11 protein-coding genes are annotated in these 10,702 nt (G+C 63.5%); 5 read left to right on the forward strand and 6 right to left on the reverse strand.

Annotated elements, in window-relative coordinates; all coding sequences use genetic code 11:
* The 5 genes from WAN71_RS20270 to WAN71_RS20290 form a co-directional block, all read right to left on the reverse strand.
* A partial coding sequence (locus tag WAN71_RS20270; protein ID WP_422227043.1) for a virulence factor Mce family protein occupies window positions 1-1,301 on the reverse strand: 1,301 nt, incomplete at its 3' end.
* Window positions 1,298-2,338: a virulence factor Mce family protein gene (locus WAN71_RS20275; protein WP_422227044.1), complete on the reverse strand. Its 1,041-nt coding sequence runs from the start codon at window positions 2,336-2,338 to the stop codon at window positions 1,298-1,300. The genes WAN71_RS20270 and WAN71_RS20275, both read right to left, overlap by 4 nt.
* Window positions 2,335-3,645, reverse strand: coding sequence for an MCE family protein (locus WAN71_RS20280; RefSeq protein ID WP_422227045.1), 1,311 nt, complete (start codon window positions 3,643-3,645; stop codon window positions 2,335-2,337). The genes WAN71_RS20275 and WAN71_RS20280 overlap by 4 nt, the downstream gene beginning before the upstream one ends.
* A gap of 5 nt (window positions 3,646-3,650) precedes the next feature.
* Window positions 3,651-4,520 (reverse strand): ABC transporter permease, encoded by an 870-nt coding sequence (locus WAN71_RS20285; RefSeq protein ID WP_422227046.1) that lies wholly within the window; start codon window positions 4,518-4,520, stop codon window positions 3,651-3,653.
* A 1-nt stretch (window position 4,521) separates the two neighbouring features.
* Window positions 4,522-5,316, reverse strand: a complete 795-nt coding sequence (locus WAN71_RS20290) for an MlaE family ABC transporter permease (protein WP_422227047.1) — start codon at window positions 5,314-5,316, stop codon at window positions 4,522-4,524.
* A 362-nt stretch (window positions 5,317-5,678) separates the two neighbouring features.
* On the opposite strand from WAN71_RS20290, the gene WAN71_RS20295 reads away from it, so the two are divergent.
* On the forward strand, window positions 5,679-6,350 hold the full coding sequence (locus WAN71_RS20295) for a TetR/AcrR family transcriptional regulator (RefSeq protein ID WP_422227048.1): 672 nt from the start codon (window positions 5,679-5,681) through the stop codon (window positions 6,348-6,350).
* Window positions 6,351-6,435: 85 nt separating this feature from the next.
* Here the strand turns inward: WAN71_RS20295 and WAN71_RS20300 are convergent, their stop codons facing one another.
* A complete protein-coding gene (locus WAN71_RS20300; protein WP_422227049.1) occupies window positions 6,436-6,753 on the reverse strand; it encodes a hypothetical protein in 318 nt (105 codons plus the stop codon).
* Between the two features lie 277 nt (window positions 6,754-7,030).
* On the opposite strand from WAN71_RS20300, the gene WAN71_RS20305 reads away from it, so the two are divergent.
* From WAN71_RS20305 to WAN71_RS20320, 4 genes are all read left to right on the forward strand, one after another.
* Window positions 7,031-7,480, forward strand: a complete 450-nt coding sequence (locus tag WAN71_RS20305) for a universal stress protein (RefSeq protein ID WP_422227050.1) — start codon at window positions 7,031-7,033, stop codon at window positions 7,478-7,480.
* Between the two features lie 35 nt (window positions 7,481-7,515).
* Window positions 7,516-8,049 carry an MFS transporter gene (locus tag WAN71_RS20310; RefSeq protein ID WP_422227051.1) on the forward strand — a complete coding sequence of 178 codons (534 nt, stop codon included), beginning with the start codon at window positions 7,516-7,518 and terminating at the stop codon, window positions 8,047-8,049.
* Between the two features lie 5 nt (window positions 8,050-8,054).
* The gene (locus WAN71_RS20315) at window positions 8,055-9,470 is read left to right on the forward strand and encodes an MFS transporter (RefSeq protein ID WP_422227052.1); all 1,416 of its coding nucleotides are present in this window, start codon (window positions 8,055-8,057) and stop codon (window positions 9,468-9,470) included.
* Between the two features lie 75 nt (window positions 9,471-9,545).
* The coding region (locus WAN71_RS20320) for a CehA/McbA family metallohydrolase (RefSeq protein ID WP_422227053.1) at window positions 9,546-10,702 on the forward strand (1,157 nt) is incomplete at its 3' end.

A 10,702-nucleotide genomic window follows, 5' to 3' on the forward strand; every position in this document is an offset into this window, starting at 1 on the left:
GGCAATCCGTTGGGGTTCGGCGGCGAGGAGGCGACGTCGGGCAACACCGGATACGGCCCGTTCGGCCCGAATGGGCCCTGCCCTTGATCGACGCCCGCACAGGGCATCGGGTTGCCGGGCCGCGGCAACAGCTCTGGCGGCGGCGCGTAGGAGCACGGCGATCCCGGCGCCACTGCGGGTCCCGGATGATCCGGGGTGCCTTCGAGTACCGGCGGCGCAGGCGGGGGCGCACCGTTGGGGAACCGGGTGCCGTTGGGGTCGGGGAACCGGAACGCCGGCAGCCCAGCGCTGCGCCAGAAGTCCTCCGGGTCGATCCCGCGCTTCTTGAACGCGGCGTCCACCCACGGCTGCAAGATCCAGTACGGCAGCAGATTGGATAGGACGATCTTGAAGTACGGCCCCGACGCGACGGTTTCACCCAGCGAAGCGGCGAATTGACCGACATACTTGAGACTTTGGGCCAGGTCTTCCTTGCGTGCCACCAGCACGTCGCTGATCGAACGCAGCTGCTCGAGCACTGTATTGAGATTCGGGTTGTCGTTGACGAAATTCTGCACTTGGGCCGAGAACGCGGAAATGTTCCCCAGCAACGCGTCGATGGCCCGTCCGCGTTCGTTGAACGCGGCCAGCAGTGTCTTCGCGTTGACCAGCAGCCGGTTGATTTGTTCGCTGCGGTCACCGAGCACGCTGGCCACCTTGTTGGCCTGGGCGAGCAGGTGCGTGATCGCCTCGTCGCGTTTACCGATGGTGTCGGAGAACTTGGCCAAGCCGTCCAGCGCGGGGCTCAGATGCGAATAGGTCTGACTGATGGTCTGCGACAACACATTCAGCGACTGTTTGACGGTGTCGATGTTCCACCCGGCGGCGGCCTTGGTGACGTCCAAGGCCGCGTCGTAAATCTGATAAGGCGTGGTGCTTTGCCCCAGCGGCAGCACACCATTCGGACGCAACGTCTGGGTGCCCCGCGGCTCGATCTCGAGCACCTTCTTACCCAGCACGGTGTCGGTCTTGATCGCCAGCCGGCTCTCGGTGCCGATGGTGTTGCCGCCAAGGGAGAACTTGACTACGACGTGGTCGCCGTCGATCTTGAACCCCTCAACCTTGCCGACTTCCACGCCGGTGATGCGTACCTTGTCGCCTTTGTTCAGCTGGCCGGTGTCGGTGAATTGTCCGAAGTAACTCGGAGTGGCGAACAGCATCGGGGCGCTGGTAAAGCTTTGGCCCACAGCGACAATGAGCACCAGCACGGTCATACCCAGCAGGCCGATCCGCACCCGGTTGGAAGGTTGTAGCGTTCTCATTGCGGCGTGCACCTACCCGTGGGCTGCTGCCAGATCCTGACCGAGCGCACCGGGCCGCCGGATTGCAGTCCGTTCCACCTGATCGTGACGTCACAGACGTAGAAGTTGACCCAGTCTCCGTAAAGGCCGATGCTGCGGCCGATCAGGTTGTACGCCGTTGGAATCTTCTCCATCAGATCGTTGAGCTGATCGCGTTGGTCGACGAGCGGCTGCTGAAGCGCCTGCAGGTAGTTGAGCTCCTTGTGCAGCACCGCTCGGTTGTCGGCCAGCAGGTCGGCTACTGTTCCCGCCGCGTTGCTGATGTTCGCGGTGCCGGCGGCCAGCGGGTCGGCGTGGTTCTTCAGCCCGGTGATCAGTTTCTCGAAATTGTCGACAGTCTGGTCGAACTCCTTCCGATGTTTGACCGTGGTGTCCAGCACGATATTCAGGTTTTTGACGACGTCGCCGATCGCTTGGTCACGCTCGGCGATACGGGAGGTTGCTTGGGCGGTCTGGTCGAGGATGTCGTTGATCGTGCCGCCCTCACCCTGAAACACCGTGATGATGGCCGAGGTGATGGTGTTGACCTTTTCCGGATCGAGCGCCCGAAACAGCGGCTTGAAACCACCGATCAGCGCGTCGAGATCCAACGCCGGTGAAGTTCGCGACAGCGGGATGAATCCGCCCGGCGGCAGCACCCGCTCCGCCCCCTCACCCTCGCCGCGGCTGAGTTCCAGGTAACGGTTGCCCACCAGGTCGAGATAGCGGATCTGTGCTGTCGTCGACTGATAGAGCGGTATCGAGCGGTCCACATCGAAGTCCACCCTTACCCGCCTGCCGGCATCGACCAGCCGTATCTTTTTGACCTTGCCGATCTCTACTCCGTAGGCGCGGACGAACTGACCGTTGCGCAGCCCGCTCCCATTGCTGAACTCCGCGGAGTAGGAGTTGGTGCTGTTGAACCGCATCTGACCGAACACCACGATGATGGACACGGTGATCAGCAGCAGCACCAAGGAGACGGTGCCGAGCTTGATGGCGTTGCCGGTGGTTTTCATGGGTTGATCGTGTTGTCCCCGACCTGGCGGCCCCAGACGTACTCAATTGCGTACGGTGAGCCGGTATCGACGTGGTTATACGGCGCCAGACTGGCGCCGGTGTCCATCACCAGAGTCGGCGCTGGCCACAGATCACGGGTAATGGGTTGCCAGCAACCCGGCGCACCCCCCGGCCCGCCGCGGGCGGTCACCCTCGGCAGATTGTCGGGATAGACATAGGGATTCGGCGCTCCGCCTACCAAGCCGGCGAGTCCTAGCAGTCCCATTGAGCCCACTGCACCGACCAAACCTGGAAGGGTGAGGATGCCGCCCAGCCCGGACATCAGCTCGGTCATGGTTCTCAGCGCGTAGCCATTGCCGGTGCCCACCGTCGCGGCCCCCGTGGGTTCGGTGTCGTAGTAATTGCGGATGGTGCAGAAGATTTCGGGACTGTAGGTGTCCAGCAGCTGGGCGGTCGGCAACAGATCGGCGATGCCCCGCTGCAGGTAAGGCCCGCCCTTCCGGAAGATGTCTTCGCCGGTGTTGCCCAGTCCGGTCGCGGCCAACAACGCGGCATCGAGGTCGGCTTCCTGCCGATGAAGCGTGCGCGCGGTGATCACCGCGTTGCTGAGGGAGTCGAACAGATCCGGTGCGGCGTCGGCGTAGGTGTCGCCGAGTGCGGCGAGCTGTTGAATGTCGTGGCGGATCTGCGGCATTCGCGGATTGACGTCGTCGAGGATGGCGTTGGCGTTGACGATCGACTGCCCGAACTTGTCGCCCAACCCGCTTAATGCCTCGGCGGCCGCGGCCAGCGTCAGGTTCAGCTTGACCGGATCTACCTTCTCCGCAATGGAGGTAAGCGTTTCGAACAGGGTATTGAACTCTGTCGTCACCGACCTCGCATCAATCTCATGCTGCGGGCTAATGCGCTGTGACGTAGGGTCTTTCGGCGAACTCAACGACACATATTTGTTGCCGAATACCGTGGTCCCTTTGATATCGGCGTCCACATTGGCCGGAATGAGCCTGATGTACTTGGGATCCACGTCCAAGTCGAGCTTGGCCGCCGGCTTGCCGTCGCGCTGAATCTCCGAAATGCCGGCCACCCGGCCGATCTCGACTCCGTTGTAGGTGATCTTCGACCCCGGATCCATCACCAAACCCGATCGGGCAGCCACCATCGTTAGGCGTGTCTTCGGCGTGAGCTCTCCGCGAAACTGAAACCACCAGAACGTCAGCACCACTGCACTGATCAACAAGAACACCGAGGCGGTCGTCTTGTACCACGGGATACGTATCCGGTTGACCTTCCCGCGCGGTGCCGTCATGACGTCTACACCGTGAGGTTGAAGTTCGGGTTTTTGCCGTAGACCGCCATCGCGGTCAGTACGACCACGACAACGATCGTGATCAACGACAGCCGCATCGAGCGTCCGACCGCTTCACCGACGCCGACCGGCCCGCCGCTGGCGTTGTAGCCGTAGTAGCAGTGGGTGGTCATCACGACCATCGCAACGAGGATCACTTCGGCGAACGACCAACCCACGTCGTTCAGGCGCAGGAATGTGTGGAAGTAGTGGTTGTAGGTGCCGATCGACTGGCCGTAGAACAAGACCGTGGTGGCTTGTGCGGACAGGAAAGCCAGGGTGATCGCCAACCCGTACAGCGGGATGATGACGACGAAACCCGCTATCACCCGGGTGGATGCCAGGTAGGCGATCGATCTGATCCCCATTACCTCCAGTGCGTCGATCTCTTCGCTGATGCGCATGGCGCCCAGTTCGGCGGTGGCGCCGGCGCCAACGGTGGCTGCCAGCGCCTGACCACAGGCCACCGGCGCCACAAACCGCACATTGACCATTGCGGCCAAAAAGCCGGTGAATGCCTCGACACCGATGTTGCCCAGCGACGCGAAGCCCTGGATGGCGACCAGTGAGCCCGCGGACAGCGTGATGAACCCGACGATGGCGGCGGTGCCACCGGCCACGGCCATCGCGCCGGTACCCATCCCCATCTGGGCAATCATCCGCACCAGTTCTTTGTTGTAGCGACGAAAGGCCAAGGGGATCAGGCCGACTGTGGTCAGTGCGAACCAGATGATCTTCCCGAGCTCGGTCAGTTGCTTGGCCGGCGCGCGGCGGTATCGACGGAGGCTGGCGGCTGCCTGCGGGTAGCTGTGAAGCGTGGCGGTGGCCGTAGCCATGTCAGTGCCCCGTTCCGAATCGGACGCCGATGGTCGTCATCACCGCGTTAACCGCGAACAGCGCGATGAAACACAGCACCACCGTCTCGTTGACGGCAGTGCCCAGGCCTTTGGATCCGCCGCGGACGGTCAGCCCGCGGTAGCACCCGACCAGGCCGGCGATCAGACCGAACATCGCGGCCTTGATCATCGCGATCACCACTTCGGGCAGACCGGTCAGCACCGTCAGCGTGGAGAGGTAGGCACCGCTCGAGACGTTCTGCAGGTACACGCTGAAGAGGTAGCCGCCGCCCAGGCCGACGGCGATCACCAGGCCGTTGAGGAGCACCGCGACGGCTATCGACGCGACGACGCGTGGCAGCACCAGCCGGCGGATTGGGTCTATGCCGAGCACCTCGAGCGCATCGATCTCCTCGCGGATGGTGCGGGCGCCGAGGTCGGCGCAGATGGCGGTAGCCCCTGCGCCGGCGACCACTAGCACCGTCACGACCGGGCCGAGCTGGGTGACTGCGCCGATCCCGGCACCAGCACCGGAGACATCGGCGGCGCCGAACTCGGCCAAAAGGATGTTGAGCGTGAAGATGAGCAGCACGGTTTCCGGGATCGCCACCGCGATAGCGGGTAGCAGGGACACCCGCATGAGGAACCAGCCATTCGCGATGAACTCGCGCCATTCGAACGGCTGCGTCAGGGCTTTGCCGGTCAGCGCGCACATCCGGAAGAACCCGCCGATCACTTCCGCTCCTGGTCGGAGCTGGTCGCGTAATTTGCCGGTAAGCAGATACGAAGTGGTCATTGGCGCTTGCTCTCAGGGTGGCAACGCTGCGAAAAGTGCTTCGCGAGACCATCTCTCGAGCTTCGCGTGCCATCCCGGCCGGCAGTCGCGGTGCCCGGCCGCCGGCTCCGTGTCGCCCTCGTTTGCGTCACGCTCCAACTATTGCATTCGACCGTCCGTACAGTCAATAACGGAAAGATCGAAGCGGGCCTTGCTGCGGGGCGCCCTCGATATCCACCGCTGGACCACTAGCTACCCTGGCGCTACCAGGGGTTTTGGCCACCACAAGGCATTGCCGCGGTGCCTCAACTGAGGGCTAGAGCATACTGCTGTCTCGAAGTATAATAGACCGTCCGTACGGTTAGTTGCTTCGGAGGGTTGCGATGCCCCGGTCGCCCGGCAGACGCACCGAGATTCTCGATGCGTTTGTCCGCTATGTCGCCGAACGTGGCTACGAGAGAACGAATCTCGGCGACATTGCCGACGAGCTTGGCATGTCTAAGGGCACCATCGTTCATCACTTTGGCACCAAAATGCAGATGTTGCGGGAGCTCGAGGAAACCCACCTGGCCTGCGAACTCGATGCGCTACGGATGGTGTGGGAGCGGCTGGCCTCGCCGCACGAGCGCATCGCCGCGACGATTTATACCTCCGCACTGTTACAGGTGATCGCTCGCAACGCGACGGTGGCAAGTCAGCGCGAGGTCGTTCAGCTGTCCGATGACCCGGCGATGCAGCAAGTGCGTAAGTTACGCCATCAACTGCAAACGCTCACGATTGACGAGATCCGCAGCGGGATAGAAGCCGGCGTATTCCGAAGTGTGGATGCCGAATTGGCGGCACTGCAGCTGTGGGGATCGCTGCAGTGGATGTGGGTGTGGTTCGACCCCGTCGGTTCCCGGACACCAGAACAAGTCGGGGCCGCTTTTGTCGACGTGTTCCTGGGCGGGCTGCTGCTCGACCGCTTGGGGCTGAGCAAGTGGGCGAACCCTTCCACGGACGTCGTCTCGGTGGTGCGCGAATGCCTTGCCGCGGTAACGGACGCGACAGATTGACGACATAGCCGGGCGGACCCCGGCTAGACCCGCAGGCCTGGCCCTGGAACCGTCAAGCTTGGGTGATTGCCTGATGGCCGGTCGGTCACAGGGCCTGCAACGCCCTTGAGCCACGGAAGCCATCCGGGGCAGTGACGACATACATGTTCGCGCCAGGTGCTGCCTTAACCTCGCCGGCGGTGAACACGGTCATGAGTTCTCTGCCATCACTGTCGGCAACACACACATAGGTGTCGGTCTCAGCGTCATAGTCGACGCTGTCCCAAGCCAATACGAACGCTAAGCAGTTGCCTTCGCGGTCAGTGATGACGAGCTTGTGCACACCTGACCTTTTCAATAGCTCGGCATCCTGCTCGCGTTGTTCAGAGAGCCGGTTGTTGTGGACCGTTACGCGGTTTAACATCTCGTACCTCCTTAGCGAGGTCGTCCCGGTCTTCGTGGAATTTCAGGTGGCGGCCCCCACCTGAGGCCTACCGAACGGTAGGTCGTCGGATGAACCACCACGAACACCCAAGGAAGGGGACCGCTAAGAAGACCGTACCTACTGTTCGCGCTGGCTATGGCCGATATCGCCAGCTCCCCGCAAGGATCTGCATTGGATTTCGCGAAATTTTCAGGCTCCGCTGAATTCGCGAGTTACTGTCTCCGATAGGCACTGCAAACAACGCTGCGGAGGGCAAATGACCGCCTATCAGACGCTGGTGGTCGGCACCGATGGCTCGGAGTCGTCGCTGCGCGCGGTCGACCGCGCGGGCGAGATCGCCGCCGAGAACAACGCGAAGCTGATCATCGCGACGGGCTACTTCCCGCAAAAGGAAGATTCGCACGCTATCGACGCCCTCGGGGCCGAGGCCTACAAGGTGTCCGGCAACGCACCGATCTACGACATGTTGCATGACGCCCGCGACCGAGCAAAGGCCGCCGGGGCGAAGAACATCGAGGACCGCCCGATCAGGGATGCCCCGGTACACGCGCTGGTGGACCTCGCCGAGGAGGTTGGGGCCGATCTGCTGGTGGTCGGCAACGTCGGACTGGACGCGCGATCCGCGATCATCGGGCGGGTGTTCTCGATCCCCGGAGCTGTCGCCACCAGGGCCAAGATCGATGTGCTGATCGTTCACACCACTTAGCTGACCAGGCCACTCCGATGAGGAGTGGTTGAGCGGTGTTCCCGTCCACGGTGAACCTGCAACAGGTGCGTGGACTCGACCCGTTGATGGCGGGGCTGGCCTTTCTCGGGCCGTCCGCGGGTGCGGCGTTGGGTGGCCCGGTATCCGGACGTCTCGCGGCACGCAATAAACCCTTTGCAGTCATGGGGATTGGCTGCACCGTCGCTGCGGTATCGCTTGCTGTGCTGGCCGCCTCCACCAACTTCGCGGTGTATCTCGTCGCGCTGACGGCCTGTGGCTTCACCATGGGCTTCGTCTATGCGTTCACGACGGTGGCAACCCAGGCGGTCGTCGCACCCGAGCGGGCCGGCGAAGCCGCCGGTGTCACCCTCACATCACTCGTCACGCTCGCCGGAGTCGGGGTCGCGGTGTCGAGCAGCGTGCTGGAAGTGCTTGAGCACCAAGGCCTGAGCACCGGCAACGGCATCCGGGCCATCCTCGCGGTGATTGCCGCGCTGCTGCTGCCCGCTGGCCTCGCGGTGCTTGGGATTACCCGCACCAAGAACCACTCGCCAGCAATAGGAGTGTGATCGTCATGACTGAGCAAACTGCAGCAACGACAACGGAAAACGAACCGGCGGGCGCCCTGGCGCGCAGTCAGACCGTGTTCATGGTCGCGGCCTTGGTGTTGTCGGTGATCTCGTTCATGCTCAACGCCACTATGCTGTCGCCGGCGATTCGCGACATCAACACCCACCTCGGGCCCAACGCGTTCCCATCCATGTCGAGCTACAACTATCTCGCCGGTGCGATCGCCAATGTGGTGCTGATCCGGTGGAGCGATTACATCGGACGCAAGCGCGTCCTGATCGGCGTCCTGAGCATGATGTGCATCGGAACGCTGTTGTGCATCTTCGGGACCTCGCTGCCGGTGGTGGTGGCGGGCCGGGTGCTGCAGGGAGCATCCAACGTCACCTTCGGCCTGGCCTTCCTGATCATGCGCGAACGCCTTACCGCTGCGGTGTTCGGCGTCTGCTGCGGGATTCTTTCCGCGGTCAACGGCGGGGTGGCCGGCACCGATGCGCTGCTCGGCGGTTTCCTGGTCGACCACTTCGGATATCGCTCCATCTTCGTCGTGACTCTGGTGGTCGGTATTGCCTCCGTCGCGCTTGGCTGGAAAGCGGTGCCCGCAGACGAATCCGCTCGCGCGGCCCCCGGCCGAATGGACTGGATGGGGGCGGTCCTGATCGCTGTGACCGTCGCGGGGATCACACTATTCATCGGCAACGGTGGACACCTGGGCTGGAGTTCGCCGTTCGTGCTCGGTTGCATCGCCGCTGCCATCGCGGCGTTCGCGGCATTCGTCGTGGCCGAGAGGCGGGTGGCGTATCCACTGGTGCACATCGATGAGTTGCGCTCGCGCTATGCCTGGCCCGTGATCGCCGTGACCATCCTGTTCTTTGCCTCATGCATGGTCGTGCTGAGCTTCCTCATCCCGTCCATCGCCGAGAACCGATCTGTCGGCTTCAGCGCCAACGGAATGACGACGGCTTTGCTGTTCATTACTCCCGCCGCGCTGGTCCAACTGACCGTGGCGCCGTTGATCGGACGGCTCGCGGTACGGATCGGCTGGGTGACGGTGTTGCGGGCGGGACTGGTCAGTGCGGTGGCCGTCACCGCCCTCCTCGCGGTTTTTGCGCTCGACCGAAATATGGCCATCCTGTTGACGCTCTTGTTCGGAGCATCCATGGGTGTTGCACTCACCCCGCTGGCCGCGCTGGGTGTCATACAGGCGCCCGAGGATGAGCCGGGGTCGCTGCCGGGGATCAGCAACGCTGCGTTCGGCATCGGTGGCTCGCTCGGATTTGCCTGGGCCGGAACGGTTGTCGGGGAGGGCGCAAAAGCCTCCTACCACTCGGCGTTGTGGATCTGCGTCGCCATCGGTATCGCGGCTATTGCGACCAGCCTGATCCTCAAGCCGAGATCGGCACCGGTGGTTTCGGGCCACTGATTGCAAGCTGCCCGACGGCCGGTGTTCGTGTCGATGTAACGGGTTTTTACTCCCTGGTGGCGGATGCTGGCAGCCATGAGCGTCGCGACCGTCGCGCCCGGTGCGATCGAGGTTATGTTCGCTGGCCGGTTCGGGTTTGGCATTTACCGCTGGGCTTACCTACCCTTTGATGTTCCACCGGGCGTGCAGCGAATCCGGGTTAGCACGTCTCACGAGGACTTCGCTGTCGGCCCGCTGGCTCGAAATGTATTGGATCTAGGCATCTTCGGGTCAGCTGGCCACGACCTGGGTAATGCAGCGGGATTTCGGGGCTGGTCCGGCGGCGCCCGCGACAGCTTCGAGATCTCCAGTACTTACGCCACTCCCGGCTATCTGGCCGGCCCGATCGAGCCTGGAGTATGGGCCGTCGCGCTTGGTCCGGTGGTCATGAGCCCTTGGGGGATGGCGTGGCAAGTGCGCGTCACGATGGATCGCGGGGAACCTGTTGAGGAAGCCGACCCGGTCGTCGCATCTGCGCCGCCACCGTCGATTTGCGGGGCGCGTTGGTATCGCGGGGATCTGCATCTGCACACCGTCCACTCCGACGGCGAGCGCGACCCCGATGAACTGGTGGCGGCTGCGCAGGCCGGCGGGCTGGACTTCATCGTTTCGACCGAGCACAACACCAACGCTGCCAACCGAGTGTGGCCGGCATGCCGCACCGGCGGCCTGCTGGTGATTCCCGGCGAGGAGGTCACCACTCGGCACGGGCATTGGCTGGCTGTCGGCCTGTCACCGCACGGCTGGGTGGACTGGCGATATGGCCCGAGCGACGGGGTTTTTCCGCGGTTTGCCGCAGAGGTCCGGCAAGCCGGTGGCTTGGTGGTCGCCGCGCATCCGTCCGTGCCGCTGCCGGGATCGGCGTGGGAGTTCGGTTTTGACCACGTGGACGCGCTCGAGGTATGGAATGGCCGGTGGAACCTCGATGATGAACTATCGCTTCGCATTTGGCAGCGATTGCTGCGGCAGGGCCGGCGCGCTGTGGCGGTCGGCGGCAGCGACTCGCACGGCGAACACCAGCAGGTCGGCTCGCCGCAGACGGTCGTGCACGCGGACGGACTGTCAGCACCCGCAATTGTCAACGGGCTGCGTTGCGGTCGTTCATACCTCGCCCGATCACGCGATGTTGCACTGGAGCTGACCGCGACCGCCGACGACGGCGTGGCCGGTCCCGGGCAGACGCTGCGGGTGCC

Origin of the sequence: Mycobacterium sp. (assembly GCF_049280035.1) — a bacterium.
Taxonomy (GTDB): domain Bacteria; phylum Actinomycetota; class Actinomycetes; order Mycobacteriales; family Mycobacteriaceae; genus Mycobacterium.

What these genes read in the sequence shown, in the direction of transcription:
- WAN71_RS20275 (WP_422227044.1), bottom strand. Translation starts at nt 2,338, where the DNA reads ATGAAAACCACCGGCAACGCCATCAAGCTCGGCACCGTCTCCTTGGTG.
- WAN71_RS20280 (WP_422227045.1), bottom strand. Translation starts at nt 3,645, where the DNA reads ATGACGGCACCGCGCGGGAAGGTCAACCGGATACGTATCCCGTGGTAC.
- WAN71_RS20315 (WP_422227052.1), top strand. Translation starts at nt 8,055, where the DNA reads ATGACTGAGCAAACTGCAGCAACGACAACGGAAAACGAACCGGCGGGC.
- WAN71_RS20305 (WP_422227050.1), top strand. Translation starts at nt 7,031, where the DNA reads ATGACCGCCTATCAGACGCTGGTGGTCGGCACCGATGGCTCGGAGTCG.
- WAN71_RS20295 (WP_422227048.1), top strand. Translation starts at nt 5,679, where the DNA reads ATGCCCCGGTCGCCCGGCAGACGCACCGAGATTCTCGATGCGTTTGTC.
- WAN71_RS20290 (WP_422227047.1), bottom strand. Translation starts at nt 5,316, where the DNA reads ATGACCACTTCGTATCTGCTTACCGGCAAATTACGCGACCAGCTCCGA.
- WAN71_RS20285 (WP_422227046.1), bottom strand. Translation starts at nt 4,520, where the DNA reads ATGGCTACGGCCACCGCCACGCTTCACAGCTACCCGCAGGCAGCCGCC.
- WAN71_RS20300 (WP_422227049.1), bottom strand. Translation starts at nt 6,753, where the DNA reads ATGTTAAACCGCGTAACGGTCCACAACAACCGGCTCTCTGAACAACGC.